Below are 21,302 nucleotides of genomic sequence, written 5' to 3'. Positions count from 1 at the left end.
TCTGTCCGGCGCCGAGAATCTATCGGCTCTGGTTCGGCGCGGAATCGCAAGCCCGCGAAAATGTCGCTACGTCGCGTCACTGATGAGCGAACCTCGTCGTTCGCTCGCCGGCTCCTTTCCGCCGACATTTCTCGTCGCAAGCTCATCGAAGGGCGGCCGACGTCCTTCATCCAGTGGTACATCATCCTGGAGATTTACATCGCGGCGAGTGAAGACCGGCCGGTCGTCATCACCGACCTAATTCACCTCGCCGGGCACCCCAGGAGCACAACGCTCAAGGCGATCGCCGATCTGGTCGGCAGCGGAAATCTGCGAAGAACCCCGGACCCCACAGATCGACGACGGGTCTTCATTTCTCTTGAGCACGGTTTCCATGTCCGTGTTGACGACATCCTACTCGAACTGATGGAGGCCTATGATGGGCAATGACCTCTTCCGCCCGTGCGAGGGATGCAGCAAGCGGCATCTTGGGTGCCTGCAAATTGCTTCGCCAGTCCTCAGATAGCCTCGCGAATCTCGCCTGGTGCGCGTTCCGGGCCCTGCCCTGCAACATCCAATGCATTCCTTATCATCCTCGGGGGGCAGCGGCGGGTTTGTCTGCCGAAAAATGGCCTGAACCCTCCGATTGCTGCCTCTCAACGACTCCAGGCCGGAACTCATAATTGGAGACGAATTCATGGCGTCACATTTGATGAGAAGCGTCCTTTCCGTGGTCACCGGACCGGGTTGCGGCTGCCGCAGCGATGTCGAGCAATCGAACAGGGCGGAAATTTGCCAGATCGTCATGCGCATGCGCTACACCGCCACCAAGTTGCTCGGGAATGTGCTCAGCAGTGACCCTTACTGGGATGCCATTCTGGATCTCTACCTCGCGGGTTCGGAGGAGCGGTCGGTTTATCAATCGGCGATCTGCATCCGGGAGTTGTCCCAACCCAGTGCGCACCGGCTCGCGAGCAGGCTTGAGAAAATGGGGGCTGTGATCCGCACGCCGGATGCTTTCGATTGCCGAAGGCGAAATCTGGTTTTAACGGAAGAGGTACGCCAGGCGATCGACGAGGTGATGGATCTCATGGTCCGAAATATTCGCTATCAGGTTTGATCTGGTTGCGGCCATCCCCGGGCGGACCGAGCACCGGGCGCGGCATCAGCGGGCTATGGGCACCTGATCAATCCGCGTCGTCCATGATGGGCTCTTCAGAGCACGCTTGGTATCATAGGCTTTGACACCCATTCCTTCGGATCCGAGCCGCAATGTCTGCCGTCCGAATTTTCCATTGATCGCATCCAGCGCGGCCAAGAGCTTCGGTGATCTGGGATCGGGAACGGAAAACATGTCGAGTTGCCCCCTCGCCTCCTGCTCTAGCCCTTCAAGCATCACGCCGCACTTGGTGTAGACTGCTCCGCGCTCGAAGATGGCTTCAGCGATCCTTCCAGCCATCCCGGCGATGACGCGCGGGTCATTGGTGGCCGGGGAGAGCCGGGCCATGCGGGAGGCCGATGGTGCGTCCGGCTTGAAACGGCTGCCGTGCGCAAAAGCAATCAGACGGCTCGCCTGCAATTTCTGGTTTCTGATCTTTTCGGCTGCGCGCACCGCGCGCCGGACCATCGCCTCTCGAAGCGCCTCAATATCGCGCACCGGTTCTCCGAAATTTCGCGTCACCGCCGTGGATTTGAGTGCAGCAGGCTCTGGTTCGAAGCCCGCACATTCGATCCCGTTGAGTTCGCGAACCAGTCGCTCCAACACGACCGTCCCCACATCGCGCGCCACCTCGGGCGGCAGCGCCGCAAGGTCCGCGGTAGTCTTGACCCCCAGCGGCCTCAGCTTTCTCGCCATGGCAGCACCGATTCCCCAGACTTCCTCAATCGGCCAGGCCGCAAAAAGACGCCGCCGCAATCCTTCATCGTGCAGATCGACAACGCCGTTCCAGACTTTTTCGGAGGCTTTCGCGAGCCCATTGGCCACTTTGCTCAACGTGCGGGTAGGCCCCAGGCCGATCCGGGTCGGAAGTCCAACCGAGCGTTTGACCGCCTCGCGGACTCGGTGCGCCATCTCGACGTCGCCGAGCCCGCCGGGCAGCACCGGCAGGCGAAAGAAGGATTCGTCGATCGAGTAGATCTCGACCGTGTCGGTGAATTCGGCAATCACCGCATTGAAGCGCCGATTCATGTCCGCATAGAGTTCGTAGGACGACGAGCGGCACTGGATGCCGTGACGGCGGACAACATCACGGATCTTGAACATCGGGGCTCCCATCTTGATGTGCAGCGCCTTGGCCTCGGACGAGCGCGCAATCGCACAGCCGTCGCCGTTCGAGAGCACGATCAGCGGAACACCGCGCAGCGAAGGATCGAACACACGCTCCGCGCTGCAATAGAAGTTCTCGATATCGAGGATGGCCCAGCTCATGGCCTAGCCCTGAAGATTGCGTACGCTGGCGCGCACGACGCCCCACACTTCCACGCTCTCGTCTGCAATGACCGGGTCATAGTGCATGCGGCTGTTGCGGGCCTCGAGCATCGGCACGCCGCCGCGAACGCACAACTGGCGCACAACGAAGCCGCCGTCGACCACCGCGATAACGATACGCCCATTCACAGGTTTCGCATCGCGATCGACGACGACAACGTCTGAATCGAATAGTCCTGCATCGATCATGGACTGACCGCTGATCCGAAAGACAAAGCTTGCTGCCCGATCCAGTCGAAGCAAGTCAACGAGATTGATCGCCGATTCCTCCCAATCCTGCGCTGGCGAGGGAAACCCTGCGCCGGCGATGCCAGCGAGGCGCAGGCGCCATTCGTTGGGCAGCTCCTCAAGCGGCAAAGGAATCGAACAAGGCAAGGCAAACCCGGATGACATAGTGTCCCCATAAAGCATCACGGAACATTATGGGAACATTGTAAGTTCACGCGGTGCCCAATTTTGCGCGAACAACCGCATATCATATTGTATTTCAGATGTATTTTTGCCTGGAAAATCTCGTCTCCGGCTACCGCAGGGTGCGAAGCGGCTATCTGGCAACCAAGGGCGCCGATCTTATCCTCACTATCCACAGCCTGTGCATAAGCTAGTCACTGACGAGCGGATTCGTTCCAGGTATCCTTCCCCCATGTCGGTGCTCTGCCTGATCGGGCGTCATAAGCCCTCCCCGGTGTCGCTCGCACGCAGCAAGGACGATCGGTATCTCGCACTTTGCGATACTTGCGCCGTACCATTGGAGCTGATCGGCTCGGGATGGCGCGCGGTTCGGCCGAGCGTTGTCCGATCTGTAGACTGAGTACCGCTAGGCCAATGGTGCGCTTCGCGTGACGCTGAAGCCCCGCATCCTTATCGAGAGTGTTCCCATGGTACTTGATGGCCCCCGCCTTGAACCGCTGTCCGGTTCGAAACCTGATGCGCTGGTAGTGCTCATCCATGGGTACGGCTCGAATGGCGACGATCTCATCTCGCTTGGCAAAGCGATGCAACCCTCACTCCCCGGCGCTGCATTCGTCGCCCCAAATGCCCCGGACCTTCTTCCGTTCACGGCTGACGCCCATCAGTGGTGGCCGATCGAAACATTCTCGATGGCCGAGCGGACAGCCGGTGCAGATGCCGCAGCGCCCAATCTCGATGCTTTCCTATCTGCGGAGTTGGAAGCTGCCGGGATCGAGAGTTCGCGCCTGCTCCTCATAGGCTTCAGCCAAGGGACAATGATGGCCCTTCACGTTGGCCTTCGTCGGCCGACTGCCTTGGCGGGGATCATCGGCATCTCCGGGATGCTGGTCGCGCCCGATCGCCTCGAAACGGAAATCGGGAACCGTCTGCCTGTGCTGCTGATCCATGGGACGGATGACGACGTTGTGCCGTTCCAATCCATGGAATTGGCTTCGACCTCGCTCAAGGCCGCGAAAGTGCCGGTCGAAACGCACGCCTCTCAGGAGGTCGGGCACTGGGTATCTCCGGACGGCCTTGAGGCCGCCATCGACTTTGCAGGACGCGTGCTTGCGTGACATCATAGCGAGCGCCCAAAAGGCGCAAGCCGCTGATCAATCCCTGGACAGTTCGGATAGATCGGTCACGGAAACAGAGAGAGTTGGTTCGGATCTGGAATTTCAGGATAGTCCGACAAGCGCTCGACAATGCAGTTTGCCACTTCGTCTGCGGCCTTTTGACGCATCCGTTGGTCGCGCATCGTAAGGCCTACCCGCGCCCAGCCAGGTGCATTCAGAATGGCGTCCGAGAGCTGCCGAGTGTCGAGTCGATCCATTTCTCGATGTTGGAACATTTAGAGAACAAACGGCAAGCAAAAATCCGCCCCATTACTGGTAATGGCATCCGCACCAGGGAACGCATCGCACCCAGAGGTACACAAGCCCTCAAAGAATAAATCCTAAATCGATTCAGTCGCCACGTGCCGGGAAAAGGCATTGCTATGCTCTTGCTTCAAAGTAAGCATGGTGCTTGGGGCGACGCGCCAAGAAACAACAATTCGGGTAAAAGAAGCATAATGGCCGACGAAACTCTTCTCACTCTCGCTACCGACATCATTTCCGCGCATGTAAGTCACAATAAGGTTGCGACCGAGGCTCTGCCGGACCTCATCGCCGCCGTCTATGATTCAATTGCCGGGCTCGGCCAGGCACCGGGGCCCACGGTGGAAGCTCGCACACCCGCCGTTTCAGTTCGGGCATCGGTCAAGCCCGACACGATCACGTGTCTCGAGTGCGGCAAGAAGATGAAGCTCATCAAGCGTCATCTGGGAATCGACCACCAGTTGACCCCCGAGCAATACCGCAACCGCTGGAATCTGCCGGCTGACTACCCTCTCGTCGCCCCCAACTACGCCGAGAAGCGCAAGGAACTGGCTGTGAAAATCGGCCTGGGACAAAGTTCGCGCGGCCGTCCCAAGGCCAAGCGGGCCGAGAGCAGCCCCAAGGCGGAAGCCGCCACGCCTGCCGCGTCAAAGCCCTCAACGCCCAAGACCGCCGGACGAAAGAAGGTCACACCTGCCGACGACGGCCAGTAAAGCCGGCACCGACACCGGGGCGCTCGCGCGGTGCCCCGGTGGACTGTGGGATGACGAATGCCCGCACGGTCCGCGGGGAAACGTGCTCCCCCATCTGGCTCGCAGCAGCACGCGAGCCGCAGAAGTCAGAACTCAAGTCTTTTTTCGGCGGACCGTAGCGCCCTCCTTGTCGTTGACGCAGAGTTCGCCGCTCAGAATTGATCGAAAATCGAACCCATGCGGGGACTGAACAGCCGGTCGTAGGCCTTGAGGAGGGCGCCATCGGTCATGCCGGCGATATAATCGCAGATAACGCGCGGCACGTTCTCGCCAGCCCGCACTCTTGCCAGTTGGTCTGCCGGCAGGAGCAGCTCAGGCTCCGAGGCGAGTGCCTCGAACACCGAAACCACCATTTTCTGCCCCTTGAACTCAAGTTGCTGGACGCCTGCGCTCTGGATGACGGCCCGATAGACCGCGTCCTTCAGCGCGCCAAGGAACGCCCGCGGACCAGCCTGCATTCCGGCGCGGAACCGGATCATGGGTTCCTCGAACTCTTCCCGGGTTTCGATCTCGCAATGCGTGATCAGGTGACCGACCATTCGGCCGATGCATCTCTTGCGCTCGCCGCCGTCGCTGAACAGCATCGCGATGAGGCGCTCGTAGACGTTGTTCTCGGATTCCTGCGGATACTTCTGCTTGAGATATGACAGGAACGAGGCGCAGCTCTCCTCCGGCACGAGCGTTCGGAATGCCCCCTCGTCGACCAACCGCAGCGCCAGGGCATCCTCCAGGTCGTGAACGCCGAAGGCAATGTCGTCGGCGACATCCATGATGCTGCAGTCGAAGGATTTATGAACCGCTTTATGATGCTTCCCGCTTTGGGTCTGGAGAGTGGTGAACCGCTCGCGATCGGCGCTGGAAAGCGGCTCGAGCACCCACTGCACGACATCGCGTTCGGTATCGAGATAGCATTTGGGAGGCTTGGAGACCGCGCGGTCGATGATGCTGATCGCCGTGGTCTTGCCGTTGAGCCGGGGAGGACAGGCTGGGTTGTACGCCTGCGAATAAGGAACCGGATACTTCAGCACGCCAAGCAAGGTGCGCCGCATGAGGTTTGCGCCGGCACCGGCCGAAAACTGCTCGAGTCTGGAAAGGATGCGCAGCGTCTGCCCGTTCCCTTCAAAGCCGCCTGCCTCGCGCATGCAGTAATTGAGCGCCACTTCGCCGCCGTGGCCAAACGGCGGATGACCGAGGTCATGTGTGTTCCCGATCGCCTGCAGTATGCTGTGCTCCGGCAGATGGGGAATGGCCGGGTGGTCGGGAAAGTCCTTGCGGAACTGCCGGGCAATTCCGCCGGCGATCTGCGCCACCTCCAGCGAATGGGTCAGCCGGGTCCGGTAGAAATCGCTGTCGCCCAGATTTAGGATCTGCGTCTTGCCCTGCAGGCGGCGGAACGATGCGGAATGGATAACCCGCGAATAGTCGATGTCGGCTTCGTCGCGGGCGTCACTGTTTTGGGCCTGCCAGCTTTCCTGCCTCGCGTACCAGCTCATTTGCGACTTCACACTCCTCTATACGCCAGCGCTTCTCGGTGACCGAAGGGAGCCTAGCGCCCGCACCGGGGAACAGAAAGCTCTCTGCCGACATGTTTTCCGCATGTCTTTGATCACCCGCCTTCTCGATGCTGTGGCGGCTATGCACTCGTCGGAGCCACAACTACTGCGCTCATCCCTTGGGGTTTCAGATCATATCAGTCATGACAGTCGCGCGATGAGCGAGACTTCAACCGAAAGCGCATAAGCCTCGCCTCTGTATAGGAGCGCTGACACCGCCTCCCGGAATGTCCCAAAGTGGTTTTGAGAATTGGCCTCGCCGGGTATTCGGATTCCTCTGGCGGGACGCCAATTCGGGCGCCCCCGGTTCGCTGGACGCTACTGTTCGCCGTCTGGTATTCGAAACTAGACGTCCGACAGCGCCGCATAGATGGCTTCGTTCGGAAGTGAGACGGTTCCGTTATTGCAGTTCGCGACCCGAGACCGGATTCGTCAGTCATTCGGCTCCAAGCGCTCCGGATGGGTCAGGTTTGACTTTCAGAGCCAATTCTGCTCTCTAAACCCAAACTGAAACAGCATTGCTGATTCACCAGGGAGCGTATTGGGCCATGTCGTACACCGTCAACACGCTGCGCGCGATCACGCGGACGTGCGAAGAGATGCGCGATCGGGTCAAGAAGATCGTCTTCAACCCCGAGGACCGCAAGGTTCTCGATCTGACCTTCGGCCCCGGCGTAGCCGCCGAATTGGTCGGCCGCACTCCCGAGGCGCTGGCAAAAGCGGAAAAGGAAGGCCGACTCCCCTCCCCCAAGCAGTCGGCAAATGGCCGCCGCTTCTACACCCTTGAAGATCTTACCAACATTCGTGAGACGCTTAGCATCCACCCCGGCAAGGCCGAAGACGAAGATGCGGTGATCATCGCGGTCCAAAACTTCAAAGGCGGCGTCGGCAAGTCGACGATCACCAAGCATTTCGCAGATTATCTTGCGCTTCACGGTTACAAGGTCCTCGTGATCGACTGCGATCCGCAGGCATCGACGACGACGATGTTCGACATTCAGCCCGAGACGCTGATCGATGTCGAAGAGACGCTAGGTAACTTCCTGTCGCCGCGCAGCACTTTCGACGATTTTCCGGCGTCCATCCACGACACGGCCTGGCCGACCATCAAGATCATCCCCTCAAGCCTTGGCCTCCAGGACGCTGAGTGGGATCTCACCGCAACGCTGCAGGAAGGCAGTCAGGCTGTACGCGAAGGGTTGCAACGCCTGCGCATAGGAATTTCGACCATTAGCAAGGACTTTGACGTCATCCTGCTCGATCCGCCGCCAGCGATGGGCTTTCTCGGCCTGAACGTCATGGCCGCGGCAACCGGTCTGGTCGTCCCCGTCCCGGCACGCCAACTCGATTACCTGTCGACGATCCACTTCATGGAGACGATCGCGGATAATATCGAGATTCTGGAAGCGGCGGGCACGCCGGTCGATTACGGCTTCATCCGCGTCGTATGCTCGACCTACACGCCCAGCAAGCCAGGCGAAAACGACATGTGGAAGATGATGCAGGCAACCTACGGCACATTCCTACTCAGCCAGCCCATTCTTGCCTCGGAGGAGATCAAGAACGCGACGCAGGCCTTCCGCTCGGTCTACGAGAGTAAGCCTTCCGCTTCCCACGCGACCTACAACCGGTGCCGCGAAAACCTAGATTCCGTGTTCAGTGAAGTTGTTCAGCAGATCCGCCAGCAGTGGCCCTCGACAAGCATTGCCGGCCGCGCGGCTGACGCCTTCGCGAGTGCTGCAGCATGAGCCGGCGTTCCCTGATCGGCGAGGCCCTTGCCTCGGCCCCGGCCGAGCCGATTGTCGTAGCCGAAGAGGCCCCGCGTACCGAACCGCGCACGAGCTTTACCAGCAAGCGGCTCGATGCTTTCGGCGAAGCGTCGCGAATGGTAAAGAAGCCATCGATCCGCCTGAAGCCGTCGGAATGTTCGATTTGGCCGGGCAATGCCCGAGACTACGCCCGGCTGACACAGGATCGCTTGAGCAGCCTCATCGATTCTCTGCAGGCGGAAAACGGCAACCGCATTCCGGTCGTCGTCCGCCGCACGCCCAAGGCGGAACTCCCTTACGAGCTCGTCATCGGGACGCGCCGCCATTGGGCGACCAGCTGGCTCAACGCCAATCACTACCCCGACATCGAACTTGTCGCGATCATCGAGGACATCGATGACGAGGCCGCCTTCCGGCTTGCCGACATCGAGAACCGCGAGCGCGAAGACATTTCCGACCTCGAACGCGGCCTCAACTACAAGGCCGCAGTCGACACCTACTATGATGGCGTCCAGTCGAAGATGGCCGAACGGGTCAAGCTCTCGAAATCCAGCCTCGCTCGCTACATCGGCCTGACCGAGATCCCGCAGTCGATTGTCAGTGCCTTCAATTCGCCGATGGACCTTCAGGTGCGCCATGGCGACAAGCTCCTGCCCCTCGTTCGAACGCCGGCAAGCCTGGCCAAAATGGAAGAGGCAGCGGCGCATATCGCCAATGAGCAAAGCTTCCGGCAGTCGGGCGATGAGGAACCGATCAGCGGCGCCGAGGTCGTTGCCCGTCTGGTACAGGCGACAACTGCCCCTCGCCGAGGCCGATCGCAAAAGACGCTCATCGAAGTGGCGGGAACGCAGATCGGACAAGTCGATCGCAATCAAAGCCGGGGCCTTACCCTGACACTCACGCCGACTGACCGGACCACCGATGAAATTCTGGAGGCGCTTCGCCCCCTCATCGAAAACGCCAAGATCCTCAGGAAGGCGGGTCGCTGAGTACGTTTGTTGCAAAGCTGATAACACTAATTTTTCTTATTAATTTCAGATGCTTAAATGACATTTCCCACGCGTGGGACGGGTGTAAGAGGGATGGGTTTGCAGCGTGACTTCTGACGCGTCACGACCGCCAATGGCGGCCGGAAGGTCCAGTTCGAGATGTTTTTCACGCTGCCCGACTTCAGCGATATCTCGCTGCGCGACTATCAGGAAACAATGCAGCGCCCCTTCTTTAGCCTTGCGAAGAAGAAGCGCATCAAACCCATCGACTATCACAGCCCCGATAAGAGCGTTCATGTCCATGTGTCCGCCAACCCCGAGTACGGGATGGCGACGATCTGGGACGCGGACATCATGATCTACCTCGCGTCGCACCTGAATGAGCTGCGCGAGCGAGGCGACAACGATCTCTCTCCGACGATCCGGCTCCAGCCCGGCGACTTGCTCCGGCGGATTTGCTGGGGGGTCAGCGGCCGTGCCTACGAGCGTTTGATCGCGGCCCTCGACCGGCTACAGGCGACCACGATCAAGACCAATATCCGCGCGAACTCGAAATCGCGCGAGACGACCTTCTCATGGATCGACAGCTACACGCACCTCGTCGATGAAAAGACGCAGCGTTCACTCGGCATGGAAATCACGCTCTCGAAGTGGTTTTTCGAAGGCGTCATGGACAAGCGCAACGTGCTGGCCATTTCGCCGCTCTATTTCGAGATCACGAGTGGACTCGGGAAATGGCTGTACCGGGCAAGCCGCAAGCACGCGGGCGGAAACGGCGCCGAGGGGTTCACGATCGGGTTCGAGACGCTGCACCAGAAGAGCGGCAGTGAAAGTTCGCTGCCCTCGTTCAAGAACAAGATCCTCGAGCTGGCACGGGCGAACAATCTCCCCGAGATCAGCCTCGAAGTGATCGGCGCGACACCCCGCGCCCTAAACTCAAGATGGTCATGAGGAAATACCTCGAGGACCAGCCAGGCAGAACAGCTAAGGCCCCCGCCCTGCCCTCGCCCAAACCGGCTGCCCCGGCCCGCGCATCAATCGCAGCGTCTCCTGTGACGCCTGCGCCAGTGGATCTGGTCGACCGCGTCTCACCCGCGGCCTCCTGGCGCGGACGGCAGCTAGCCTGAAGTTCGAAGATGCCAATCCAGCGGGCGATCCGCACGCTGAAGTCTATGCCGAGACCGCCAAGGAAACGCCCAAACTGCGCCGAGGCCGCCGGGCACAGGACGTTCTCGATCCCGAAACCTATGAGGCGATCCGTCAGGAGTGCCCCGGTTGGGACCTCGACGTTCTCATGAAGACGTTCGATGCGTTCCTCAACGCGAACCCAAATGAGCTGCCGCGCAACTACTCGAAGCGGTTCTACGGCTTCATGAAGAAGCACCACGAGCGCAACAAGTACCAGCTTCCCGGATTCTAGGGCCCTCTCTAAAGGCAATCTTCGCCCAAGTGCCGGTCCATCCTGGCTTACACTGCACTGCACTGCACTGCCCCGCTCTCGCATCATCGCGTGATCATGCCGGCCCGCTGTACCGCCCTCTCCGCTCTGCCATTGGCCGCCAGCGCCTTCCTCGACATGCGGACAATTGCGACTTAGCGAACTGGGTCGCCCATCAACCCAAGACGCAGGAACACAAAACGCGCTGGCATGTGGCTCCGCCCTCCCCAACCGAGGCGCCGGCACGCGTGCATCCGCACCGATGCCCTCTCGGGCCCCCTTCCCTGCCGCTGTCCGCCTCGGAAGTTTCGCAGCAGAGCTGCACCTTGATCATCCATCATCTGAGGAAGCCATGTTTGCCATCGTGGCGGTGCCCGGCGCAGGCCTCGCCAGAAGTCAGCGCCCTCTCCCAAGATCCCCTTACCGGACACCGCCTTCATCTCGGCAGATATGCAGATGGGCCACTTCCCTGCGTCATATTGGTCTGCAGCAGATGCCCTTGCGGTACTTCGTTAGAAAGAGGGGCAGGGGATCTGCAAGCAGAGGCTTTGCAAGCGCCGCTCCGATCTCCGACGAAGGGCGCGCCGGGGCTTTCCTATCACCGATTGATAAGAGCCCACCGAGCGTCCGCCTCCAGGTTGGCAGGATGGATCGCCCGCATCTGAGAGACGCTTCGCATGGCTTCTCATCGCAGTGGCATTCCAAAAACCGATCCTGCACACGGCGGGGCAGGGCAGGGCGACGCGGAGCGGGACAGGCAAAGGCCACCCCAAGACACGCATGATGTCAGGATGCGATGAGGGGCGAACGTAAACCGACAACGAGCGGTCGAGAAGCGCTGTCATAACGTGTTTTCGGAAATCGCGCGTTTGTCCGCTTCGCCCGCGACACTTTCCAAGGAACTCTCCGCAAAGACGAGGCTGCAACGCAAGCGCGGTTGTGATTCTAAAAACACGATGGGGTGCTGGCGAACATTGCCAATCGCAGCAATTCCAATCGGTTCACCGATGCCCTTGCGGATTGAAAATGGAGGCCGGCAACGTGTCGATCTCGAGGCGCTCTAACTCAGCTAGAATCGCTGCGCAGGGGCATATCGCCATAATCGCCATTCCTGAAAACACGTCGAGAGCGCTTTGTCGCTTTGCGCAGACATTCCCGAAAACACGACGCAGTTTGAAAATCCGCTGAAACGGCCTGCACGGGATTTAGGGTGACAATGAGCCGAGAAGACGAGAAAATGGCGCAAGCACAGGGCGTGCGGACGCGTGATGGAATGGCTGGGTATCGACCTTGTCCACTTGTCCACACCCCCCGACGGGCAGAACGTGTGATCAGATTCTCTGGAGCGTGTTATTAGAATCTCACTCGCGTGCTATCAGAATGCTTACCGCGTGTTATCAGATTCTATCCACAGGCCGCGACTCGCGGAGTCAGCCCGGACTCAGGCGGGCGATGGGACCCCTTAACTCTCTAACTTAAAAATATAACCCCTTTAACCCTGCGCCTGCGGCGGATCTTCGAGATTGATTTAAGGGAGAAAAGGGAAGGGGCGGACGATCGTAAGGACTTTGCACGCATTGCGAACTGCGCATGTACAGCCCCCATCATCCGACGTTCCATCACACCAAACAAAAACCTCAGCCGTCGGCGCAGCTGGACCACGGAACTGAGCGCGCCGACCCAGCGCAAACACACACTCGCACCACGCCAGCTCTAAGCTCACCTTCACGCAACCTTTCATCCGCGCTTGGCTCTGGCGCGATCGACCCTTGGCGGCGTTGGCCAGGTAACCCGGTAAGCCGATCAGGCAGAGCTTTGATTCGATCTGGGCTCCAAACAGCTCAAGCTTTTGAGCGAATCCTGCCGGCAATTCTGCAACGACCTGTCATCACGGTCGGAACGTGGATGCTTATGATGGTGCATCGCCAGGGGAGGGGTATCACGCTAACACTTGTCATGCCGTCAGAGTGCAGACCTGGGGCTCGATCTGGCTAGCTGTACAAACGAGCGCCGAGTAGATGGTCATACGGCATCCAAACGGAGATCCGATGACCTCGGTAACGGGATCATCGACTCCGATTTTCCCGGCGAAGGATCTCGGGAGCTGATCGACACGTCCTTCAACAAGCCTTCAGCACGAGGGACACCGTCGGCCACCTCGAGAGGCGGAAAATCACGAAATCGTGTGCTTTGCCCTCAGAGCCACCGAGGGCGCGTTTGAACCCGAAAATGATACCCAGGTCATCGAGAGGTCGAAATCCCGCTCAGAGAGCTCCTCAGCGGGCCCAAATTTCAGGTAGGATCGCCCCGTCATCTGCATTTGATCGTCGTCGCGGTCGCTCGCAATGGCAGATGGGGTCGTCAAACCGATACCGATGACCTATCCAGACGATTGTCCCCAAACGCTGATGAGTTCGCTCTAGAGATAAACGATCCAGCGGAAGGGGACCATTTGCCTCTTTAATCGCCGCACTTCACATTGGGTCCTAATGAGATCCGTCGAGGTTTCTCTAATGGCATGATCGCTTCGGGTCCGATTCAGCGGCTACCTCAAGAGCAATGTGGACGAACTCCTCGGCAATCTCGCCAGCACGCGGCAGCCGCTGGTGATCACGCAGAACGGCAGGCCGATGGCTGTGTTGCAGGCAGTCGGCTCATTCGACCAAACCAGGGGCTGCTAAAATTGCCGACGCTCGGTCCAGAGGATATCGAGAATGGAGGCACCAAGGCGGCCCGCTGAGTTGTCAGGCGTCCGGTGGCCAAACCGTCCGATGGCTGGGATGCGCCGCGCGGAAGACCTCGGTTCACTGAACTCAAAGGGAGCCTGATACCATTTCCGCAAGGCTGTTAATTCGCATTTACGCGAGAAAATCCGCGGGGTTAGGGGATCTGTCCCACGCGTGGGAGAAATCCTGGTTGAGTAGCTCTTTGCTGTTTTCAGCTGCTTGAATGATGCAGGCGTGGAAGTGTGGTCGCACGAAGGTGGGCAGCTAAGTGGGGTTGCCCCAAGAGGGTAACGAGAGAAGATTGCTGCCGGTATGGTCGTTCGAAACCGGGATTAGAAATATGGCCATAGGCGTTCACGGAAGCTGCCACTGCGGCAAGGTGCAAATAGACGTGCCGGATGCGCCCCAGTGGGTCGCGGAATGTAACTGTTCGCTTTGCCGGCGATTGGCTTGGCGGGTCGCTTACTTTCCACCTTCTGAAGTGAGCATCTCAGGTGAGACGACGGCATATATATGGGGGGACCAGATGATCAGCATCCATCACTGTCCGGTGTGTGGCTGCGGTACGCACTGGCAGTCACTTGGCGAGGATTTTGGCAGAGTGGGCATCAATGCCCGCTTGCTGGATGGCTTCGAAGAATGCGCGGTTGAAGTCCGGAAGTTCGATAACGCGGGATGATGCGGCTGCGGGCCCACGCCGTATCGTCTCCAATCGGAGGTCACGCCGAAACCCTTTCTGAAGTCGATGGACGAAATCGGCCGAATGATCGGCCATAATGACCTCGGCTGAAGCGGTAACCGAAACCGTTTGTCAGGAAATCGGCGCGCTTGCGATTGGAGACAGGCTTAAAGCCCGCTCCAAAGATCGGCCAAATTTGCCGCCTGTCTGCAGCCGGAGAGATTGGGTTAATGCCCGCGCTAGGACCCGGCAGACACTGCGGCGCCGGCCGAAACCATGGTTTCGGAATGCCGATAGTCTCGTCTGAAAAGGGGAGGGCTCCCGAACTGGCCGGCGACCAAACTGTCGAAGGGAGGGGCCCGTGAATTCATCGACCTAGGTTTCGACAGCTTGCAATGGCAGATACAGGGGGTGAGGGGGCGGATGGTAGAAGTTGCCAGCTGCTGCCGAGCCGACGTTGCACCCATTCGAAGCAGCGCGTCGAGCAACCCCGGGGGGAATGCCGATCGCCTTGGCCACCAGAGCGCAGTCTCGGAGCGCACTGTCCAGTAAGGTCCTGTCGTGGCCTTGGTCCTGCGTCCTCGGATCGCCGTCGATCATCGGGATGTAGGCGACGACAATGGTGCAATGATCGGGCCTATCCCGTACAAACATATCGGGCACGTCCGCGTTGTGGATCGCATGTCCCTTTTTGGGGTACCCGACCCGCTCGCCCTCCGGATCGACGACACCGAATATTCGGACTATGGCCATGCGTGCCAGTTTGTTGGCGGCCCTATGGAAATGGCAGCCGACCTGGCCGTTCCATTCGAGGTAGCGGCGCGATCGTGTAGGACTGAATCGGTCGGGCCTTAGTGTACAAGGCATGCCGTCTATATCGGTCGCTACTGGTGATCGAGGCTTAGTCAGAATCTACATCGGGTCCGAAGCAGCGCTCATTGATTTAGCGATAATACGTCGTGAATGCGTGAACAAAACGCGAAATAGCGATAAAATCGCCTGCAAGGCCTCTTACAGCGCCTTAAGCGGCCTGATGAAGATTGGTGCGTCTTGGTGATGTTTCGCGACTGTAGAGTGGCTTTGCGGGCAGGCCGTCTTTAACTCAGCGAAACCCGCAGAATTCCTTGGGTTTTTGCAAACCGGGACAGATTTGGATCAACAGAATGCCATCGAATGGGTCGACGCCCTCGCCCGGTTGCTAAAATGCATTCGGAGGACTAAATAGAGACTGAATTTAGTCCAGCGAGGTTTTCGCATCATGCGACTGTCGACCCAGGTCCGACCCATCAGCTATCTCAAGGCCAATGCGGCCGAAGTTCTCGCGGACCTGGCCGACACGCGGCAGCCGCTGGTGATCACGCAGAACGGTGAAGCGAAAGCGGTGCTGCAGGACGTGGACTCGTTCGAGCAGGCACAGGAGACGTTGGCGCTGCTGAAGCTGTTGGCGCTAGGCCAGCAGGACATTGATGCCGGTCGGACAAAGTCGGCTCGCAGTGTTGCCGAGCGCCTGCGAGCAAAGGCGCCGCGCCCGGATGCCTGACGCCGTTTACGCCGTCGAACTCACCCAGGCCGCCGAAGACGATCTCGAAGAAATTCATGGTTACATCGCCAAGGTCCGCGGGGCGGATGATGCAGATGCGCTGATTGATCAGTTCCTCGCGGTGGTCGATACGCTCGAGAGCTGTCCCGAGCGGGGAGGGGTGCCGAAGGAACTCGAAGGATTGGGGCTGCGCGAGTTCCGCCAGGTTCTGCTGCGGCAGTTCCGGCTCATCTATCGGGTGATCGGCGAGCGCGTCGTCATTCTACTGGTCGCCGATGGGCGCCGCGATATGCGGGAACTGCTTGAGCGCCGTCTGCTCGGACGTCCGCACTGAACTTGGGGCCAACTCAGCTCGGCAAAAGATCGCGAACTTTCATTTCCAGTTTGAGCGCGCCCTGCGGCGAGATGCCGAGGAGGCGCGCGATCGCCGGCACCCGCAAATCCGGATAGGCCAGCTGGAGCCGTGCCAGCAGCGGCGCCTTGCTGCGTTTAGTGACCTTGAGATCTAGCGGGATGCGTTTCAATCCCAGTTCAAGCTGATCGAGTTCCCACAAACCCAGGAGCGCTGCTTCCAAGGTCCGGCTTTGCAATTCATCGGCGAGCACGCGGGGATCGTTGGGCAGAAAGCGCGGCAGGCCGACGAGAGAGGGCAGGGCGCGAAGTGTTAGTCCGGCCGCAACATAGGCGCGGGGCAGCAAAGTGCCGAGGACCCAGACGGTGTCAAACGTTCGCGGATCGATATCGAGCGACCGGCCGTCGGCGGTAATGACGCGCCGCCCTGTGCCGGCCTGTAACCCGAGTTCGTGGTGCACGGCGATAAGCCGCTCGGCCAGCGGCAGAATGCCGGGAGAGGAGAGGGGGGTGAGCAAGGCCCGCTTGGCGTCTACAAACACCGATCCGAACCAGGCGAGATCCGGCGCAGCGTAGAGTTCGGCTTCGGCGCGGTCGTCGAGCAAGGTGCGCAGTACGCGCAGTGAGGCCTCGGCGACCGGATCGCCGGCGGTTTCTTCGGCCTGGAGCGCAAAGTGAAACAGCGCTGCGATCGACAGCGGATCGTTCAATCCCTCGCTGCGGCGCGGCGGCGGTGTGCGGCCGCAGATCCACGCCAGCAGGCTGTCCTCGGTGATCGGTACCCTGGCCAATTCCGCGAGGAAAACGGCGCCTTTCAGTCGCGCGCGGGCCAGCCACAGGTCGGTTGCCGGGCTGCTCTGGAGTCGTCCATCGAGGCGGCCGAGCTGCAAAAGTGTGTGGCTTTCAGCCGTCATAGTGGAGGGCGTAGCACAAGAGCGAAAACAACCAAACCGACAAGTTGGTTAACCTCTTCGATAGCGTCAGCAAGTGGACATGTGATAATTGCAGTTATCACAGAACCGGATTTGACGTCTCTTTATAGAAGGTGTCGTTTTCAGGATACGACTGGACGCTCCAGCGCCGCCCAATTTCTGGATCCTGCGTTGAAAGAATACGGCTGGATTCAGGGAAGAATACCGCCGGACGCCTGGATGCTGCGTGGCTGATCTCCAGCGTTTTTCGGCGACACTTTCTTAGCGCATTCACAGGCTAGGACAGGCGGGGCAGGGGGCTTCTCTCAACGTCCGCACACTCGGTTCAAACGGGATGGGTGCCAGGCATCTGATCCGCCTCGGACGATGGTCAACCGGGGCTCAAGCGATTACCATACGGGGACAACCGGTCGGTTGACCCCGTTAGATCGATTGTGACAAATGCCCTTGATCGGTTACGCCCGCGTTTCTACCGACGAACAGGATACCTTCGCCCAGATTAGTGAGTTAAGACGCGCAGGCTGTGTAACCCTATTCGAGGACCGGGCCAGCGGCGCTAGCCGCAGCCGTCCGAAACTGGCCAGCGCGCTCGCAGCGGTGGGACAGGGGGACACCCTCGTGGTTGTGCGGATCGATCGCCTCGCACGATCGTTGTCACATTTGCTGGAAATCGTCGAAGCGCTCCGCGCCAAGGGAGCGTATTTTCGCTCGATCAATGATCCGATCGACACCAGCAGCCCGCAAGGGATGCTGATGACACAGATGCTTGGCGCCTTTGCGGAGTTCGAACGTGCGCTTATTCGCGAGCGGACGCGGGCAGGGCTGAAGGCCGCGGTTGCGCGCGGCGCCAGACCGGGAAATCCGAAGATGCGCGCGAGAGACCCGTCGGCGATAGGCGACTTGCGCCACAGTTTGAAGGAAAAGCATCTTCACGAATTGGTCGATGGCCGGCTTCGATGGCTGCCAATCGTCGAGCGGTTGCGACCGCACTTACCCTGGAGCTTGGTGCTCCGGCGTATTCAGGCGCTTAAGCCGCCGGTGCGGTCGTTTTCCGAGCGTACCCTGGTGAAGGCATGCCGAACGTTGGTCGAAGCGGGCTACGCTGATCGGGTGATACTCGAGGCGGCGCCGCGATTGGCTCCCGACAGTCGGATCGCATTGCTGGTGGCCGACAAGCTCAACAACGATCCAGATGCTACTCTTCGCAGCCTCGCGACGTGGTTGAGCAAGGATTTGCGAGAGCCAACGCCGCGCAAAGGTACGCAATGGTCGCCTGAGGGGGTGAGGCGCGTGATTTCTCAGGCGCGGAATTTGGGCTTGATCGTCGTGCCGAAGTTACCGGCGACCTTATCGCCGTGAATGCCGGAGAAGGTCGGCTGCGGGCCGAAAGGCGACTGACAGCTTCCAGCGCAGGAGAGGCATGAAGTTGCCGTACAGATCCACCTCCGCATGCGTTGCTGCTTGACCAAACGCATTCGCCATACGATATGCGCCGGCAAGGCGATGGATTTCCGCCGGGCTTCGGCCGAACCGCCTTCGGGCTGATGATTCCTACCTGATGCGTTTTCGCAACAAGGAGGAATCGTGCGCGCTAAATTCGCAATATTGCTGTCGAACCTGAACGTCCTGACCTTTGTTCGGGACCGGCACGACCATGCTCTGTCCGTGTTGCGTTGGCTGGCGCTCCTTGTTCCCATGGCGGCGGCGGTGGGCAGTCTCTGCGCAGCCTTCCTCTGGAGCCTGGATATTGCCACGCGCACGCGCTTTGCGCATCCATGGCTGCTGTTCCTCCTGCCGGTCGGCGGGTTCGCGGTCGGGCTGCTCTATCATCTGTTTGGCCGCAGCGTCGAAGGCGGCAACAACCTGATCGTCGAGCAGGTCCATGAACCGGGCGGCGGCGTACCTTTGCGCATGGCGCCGCTAATCTTCCTCGGCACCGTTGTCACGCACCTGTTCGGCGGCTCGGCCGGGCGAGAAGGGACGGCTGTGCAGCTGGGCGGCAGCCTTGCCAGCGCCTTCGCCACGATGTTTCGGCTTGATGCCGAGAGTACCCGCATCATCCTGATGGCGGGTATTGCCGCAGGTTTCGGGGCCGTTTTCGGCACACCGCTGGCAGGCGCCGTTTTCGCTCTCGAAGTGCTGGCAGTCGGCCGTGTGGAATATCGGGCGCTGGTGCCGGTACTGATAGCTGCGATTGTCGGCGACTGGACCTGTCACCAGTGGGGAATCCACCACGGATTGTACCATATCGACTATCTCCAGCGCGCGGTCGGACCGATTGCCGTCGACCCGGTGCTTCTGCTCGAGGCGGGCGTTGCCGGTGTGGCGTTTGGACTGGTCGGCCTGCTGTTCTCCGAACTGTCGCACGGCTTCGGCGACTTCGTGAAGCGCCACGTCCGCTTCGGGCCGCTGCGTCCCTTCCTGGGCGGCCTGGCGGTGATCGCTCTGGTCTATCTGCTCGGTACGCGCGACTATCTTGGCCTCGGCGTCTGGGCGCCCGACGCCTCGACACCCACCATCGCCGGCTTTTTCGCGCCGGGGCCTGACTACTGGAGTTGGGCGCTCAAGCTGCTGTTCACGGTCGTGACGCTGGGCACCGGCTTCAAGGGAGGCGAGGTAACGCCGCTGTTCTTCATCGGCGCGGCGCTCGGCCACGCCCTTGGCACCCTATTCGGCGCTCCTGTCGATCTTTTTGCCGGTCTCGGGTTCGTTGCTGTCTTTGCCGGGGCAGCGAACACGCCTTTGGCCTGCACCATCATGGGCATCGAACTGTTCGGTGCTACCCATGCCGTCTACATCGCCGTAGCCTGTTTCGTCGCCTATCTGTGCTCAGGCCACAGCGGCATCTACCTGTCTCAGCAGATTGCCGTCCCCAAGCATCCGCGCATTTCCATCAGCCCCGGCATTACGCTGCGGAGCGTTCGCGCCGCGCGCCCTCAGATCACAAAGCAGGATCTTCGTAAAAATGACTGACACGGCTATTCTCACGTCCAGCGAGATCGGCATGCTGCGTATCTACATGGCGCCGCGTGATACGGCAGAGCCGCGCAAGGCATGGAAGCTGTGGTCAGCACGCCCGCTCTATCGTGAGCTTGTCGTCCAGGCCAAGGCTGCCGGTCTGATGAACGCCGTAGCCCATCATACCCATTACGGCTTCAGCAACCACGGGCCGGTGCTCGATCAGGGCGCGGAAACGAGCAATCCCTATCTGACCATGTGCGTCGAACTGATCGGCCACCGCGCCGATCTTGAACTGTTCTGCCAGCGGCATGCCGCCCTGCTGTCGACGAAGGTGGTCATCTACAAACAGCTCGAACATTGGTCGATCGAAGCCCCGGCAAGGCCGCATCAGGAGAGCAAAGCATAAAGATCCTTTCCGTCATCGTCGGAGCCGACAGCACTGCGACATGCCTCAATGCAGCCGTTCTCGCAGCGCAGAGCGTGGGGGACTGTACAATCGAAGCGCTGAATGTCGTGGTCGATCCCGGCCTGCTCGTTGCCGCCAGCGAAGAGGTCGATATGCAGCGTCTGCGCGAACATTGGGAAGGCACGGCCAGCGAGCGATCGGCCGCCTGCCACACGGCTTTCGTGGCATGGACCGCAGGAGCCGCCCAGGACGCGCCACCCGTTGCCTGGCGAACCATCGTTGGGGATGAGCAAGTCGTGGTGACGCAGGAGGCGAACAATGCCGACCTGCTGGTCGTGATCGCCCACGAGCGAAACATGGACGGCGGGGACGCCCTGCATGCCGCGCTGTTCGATAGCCAGAAACCGGTGCTGATCGTCCCGGTTTCCTGGAAGCCCCAGCCCGGTCAGAGCTTTTCGCGTGTGGCTGCCGGCTTGAGCGACTCCGATGCGGCAAGGCGCGCCATCGAGGCGGCCACGCCCTGGTTGGAAGGCGCCACTGACGTCACCGCTATTCGGATCGGCGATGCAGGTGATCCGGCGCTCAAGCTGGAAGCGCTGCTCGACGATGCAGGGATTGCGCACCAGCTCCACGTCGTGCCGCGCTCGCACGAAAACCTTGGTCAGCAACTCCTGACTGAGGCCCATCTGGCGGGAGCGGATATGCTTGTGACGGGAGCCTATCGGCATAACCAGCTGATCGAATGGTTCGCAGGCGGAACCACCCGGCACCTGCTCGCCAAGGCGGACATCCCGCTCCTGATGGTTCGCTAAGAGCCCGCCCCGAAAGTTGTTGAGCAATACCAGCCATTTATGATTCACGCCGTCCTGCGAGAGATGGAGTGATCAATGGCATGGACTGGTATTGCCCG

At 60.2% G+C, this 21,302-nt stretch carries 19 protein-coding genes, 1 pseudogene and 1 riboswitch; of the genes and pseudogenes, 15 read left to right on the top strand and 5 right to left on the bottom strand.

Translation table 11 applies throughout. The features are described from left to right. Positions 1-60: 60 nt before the first annotated feature. Both ADT71_RS04840 and ADT71_RS04835 read left to right on the top strand, forming a co-directional pair. Positions 61-429, top strand: coding sequence for a winged helix DNA-binding protein (locus ADT71_RS04840; protein ID WP_054435580.1), 369 nt, complete (start codon positions 61-63; stop codon positions 427-429). Between the two features lie 280 nt (positions 430-709). After that, the gene (locus ADT71_RS04835) at positions 710-1,099 is read left to right on the top strand and encodes a hypothetical protein (RefSeq protein ID WP_231635599.1); all 390 of its coding nucleotides are present in this window, start codon (positions 710-712) and stop codon (positions 1,097-1,099) included. 45 nt (positions 1,100-1,144) lie between these two features. On the opposite strand, the gene ADT71_RS04830 is transcribed toward ADT71_RS04835, so the two are convergent. Next, positions 1,145-2,407 (bottom strand): Y-family DNA polymerase, encoded by a 1,263-nt coding sequence (locus tag ADT71_RS04830; RefSeq protein ID WP_054435576.1) that lies wholly within the window; start codon positions 2,405-2,407, stop codon positions 1,145-1,147. Positions 2,408-2,410: 3 nt separating this feature from the next. Continuing rightward, positions 2,411-2,860 carry a LexA family transcriptional regulator gene (locus ADT71_RS04825; RefSeq protein ID WP_054435604.1) on the bottom strand — a complete coding sequence of 150 codons (450 nt, stop codon included), beginning with the start codon at positions 2,858-2,860 and terminating at the stop codon, positions 2,411-2,413. A 446-nt stretch (positions 2,861-3,306) separates the two neighbouring features. Between ADT71_RS04825 and ADT71_RS04820 the strand changes: the two genes are divergently transcribed. Continuing rightward, positions 3,307-3,993, top strand: coding sequence for an alpha/beta hydrolase (locus tag ADT71_RS04820; RefSeq protein WP_231635598.1), 687 nt, complete (start codon positions 3,307-3,309; stop codon positions 3,991-3,993). A gap of 65 nt (positions 3,994-4,058) precedes the next feature. Here the strand turns inward: ADT71_RS04820 and ADT71_RS35455 are convergent, their stop codons facing one another. Beyond that, positions 4,059-4,250 (bottom strand): DUF6771 family protein, encoded by a 192-nt coding sequence (locus tag ADT71_RS35455; RefSeq protein WP_082370165.1) that lies wholly within the window; start codon positions 4,248-4,250, stop codon positions 4,059-4,061. A 240-nt stretch (positions 4,251-4,490) separates the two neighbouring features. On the opposite strand from ADT71_RS35455, the gene ADT71_RS04815 reads away from it, so the two are divergent. Further along, complete coding sequence (locus tag ADT71_RS04815; RefSeq protein WP_054435575.1) at positions 4,491-5,009, top strand: MucR family transcriptional regulator; 519 nt, start codon at positions 4,491-4,493, stop codon at positions 5,007-5,009. A gap of 191 nt (positions 5,010-5,200) precedes the next feature. Here ADT71_RS04815 and ADT71_RS04810 read toward each other — a convergent pair whose 3' ends face one another. Beyond that, positions 5,201-6,541 (bottom strand): anti-phage deoxyguanosine triphosphatase, encoded by a 1,341-nt coding sequence (locus ADT71_RS04810; RefSeq protein ID WP_054435601.1) that lies wholly within the window; start codon positions 6,539-6,541, stop codon positions 5,201-5,203. 608 nt (positions 6,542-7,149) lie between these two features. Here ADT71_RS04810 and ADT71_RS04805 point away from each other — a divergent pair. From ADT71_RS04805 to ADT71_RS04765, 7 genes and pseudogenes are all read left to right on the top strand, one after another. Further along, positions 7,150-8,349, top strand: a complete 1,200-nt coding sequence (locus ADT71_RS04805) for an AAA family ATPase (protein ID WP_054435572.1) — start codon at positions 7,150-7,152, stop codon at positions 8,347-8,349. Then, positions 8,346-9,359, top strand: coding sequence for a ParB/RepB/Spo0J family partition protein (locus tag ADT71_RS04800; RefSeq protein ID WP_054435570.1), 1,014 nt, complete (start codon positions 8,346-8,348; stop codon positions 9,357-9,359). Before ADT71_RS04805 ends, ADT71_RS04800 begins: the two co-directional genes overlap by 4 nt. Before the next feature lie 159 nt (positions 9,360-9,518). After that, positions 9,519-10,779 (top strand): annotated as a pseudogene (locus tag ADT71_RS35450) (replication initiator protein A). A 2,579-nt stretch (positions 10,780-13,358) separates the two neighbouring features. After that, the gene (locus ADT71_RS35445; protein ID WP_243692782.1) at positions 13,359-13,478 is read left to right on the top strand and encodes a type II toxin-antitoxin system prevent-host-death family antitoxin; all 120 of its coding nucleotides are present in this window, start codon (positions 13,359-13,361) and stop codon (positions 13,476-13,478) included. Between the two features lie 571 nt (positions 13,479-14,049). Continuing rightward, positions 14,050-14,202, top strand: coding sequence for a hypothetical protein (locus tag ADT71_RS32910; RefSeq protein ID WP_231635596.1), 153 nt, complete (start codon positions 14,050-14,052; stop codon positions 14,200-14,202). Positions 14,203-15,460: 1,258 nt separating this feature from the next. Further along, the gene (locus ADT71_RS04770) at positions 15,461-15,742 is read left to right on the top strand and encodes a type II toxin-antitoxin system Phd/YefM family antitoxin (RefSeq protein ID WP_054435564.1); all 282 of its coding nucleotides are present in this window, start codon (positions 15,461-15,463) and stop codon (positions 15,740-15,742) included. After that, on the top strand, positions 15,735-16,076 hold the full coding sequence (locus ADT71_RS04765; protein ID WP_054435560.1) for a type II toxin-antitoxin system RelE/ParE family toxin: 342 nt from the start codon (positions 15,735-15,737) through the stop codon (positions 16,074-16,076). Before ADT71_RS04770 ends, ADT71_RS04765 begins: the two co-directional genes overlap by 8 nt. Positions 16,077-16,089: 13 nt before the next feature. On the opposite strand, the gene ADT71_RS04760 is transcribed toward ADT71_RS04765, so the two are convergent. After that, complete coding sequence (locus tag ADT71_RS04760) at positions 16,090-17,007, bottom strand: hypothetical protein (RefSeq protein ID WP_054435558.1); 918 nt, start codon at positions 17,005-17,007, stop codon at positions 16,090-16,092. Positions 17,008-17,466: 459 nt separating this feature from the next. On the opposite strand from ADT71_RS04760, the gene ADT71_RS04755 reads away from it, so the two are divergent. The 4 genes from ADT71_RS04755 to ADT71_RS04740 all read left to right on the top strand — a co-directional run bounded on the left by ADT71_RS04755 (position 17,467) and on the right by ADT71_RS04740 (position 21,204). Next, the gene (locus ADT71_RS04755) at positions 17,467-18,384 is read left to right on the top strand and encodes a recombinase family protein (protein ID WP_017503726.1); all 918 of its coding nucleotides are present in this window, start codon (positions 17,467-17,469) and stop codon (positions 18,382-18,384) included. Positions 18,385-18,515: 131 nt separating this feature from the next. After that, a riboswitch (Fluoride riboswitch) is annotated at positions 18,516-18,586 on the top strand. 23 nt (positions 18,587-18,609) lie between these two features. After that, positions 18,610-19,998, top strand: a complete 1,389-nt coding sequence (locus ADT71_RS04750; RefSeq protein WP_010339505.1) for a voltage-gated chloride channel family protein — start codon at positions 18,610-18,612, stop codon at positions 19,996-19,998. After that, positions 19,991-20,392, top strand: coding sequence for a DUF190 domain-containing protein (locus ADT71_RS04745; protein WP_008830660.1), 402 nt, complete (start codon positions 19,991-19,993; stop codon positions 20,390-20,392). Before ADT71_RS04750 ends, ADT71_RS04745 begins: the two co-directional genes overlap by 8 nt. 74 nt (positions 20,393-20,466) lie before the next feature. Then, the gene (locus tag ADT71_RS04740) at positions 20,467-21,204 is read left to right on the top strand and encodes a universal stress protein (RefSeq protein WP_008830659.1); all 738 of its coding nucleotides are present in this window, start codon (positions 20,467-20,469) and stop codon (positions 21,202-21,204) included. The last annotated feature ends 98 nt before the right edge of the window (positions 21,205-21,302 follow it).

The organism is Novosphingobium sp. ST904 (assembly GCF_001298105.1).
Lineage (GTDB): Bacteria > Pseudomonadota > Alphaproteobacteria > Sphingomonadales > Sphingomonadaceae > Novosphingobium.
Note: the sequence above shows the minus strand (reverse complement) of the source record. Positions and strands in the feature narration are given on the sequence as shown.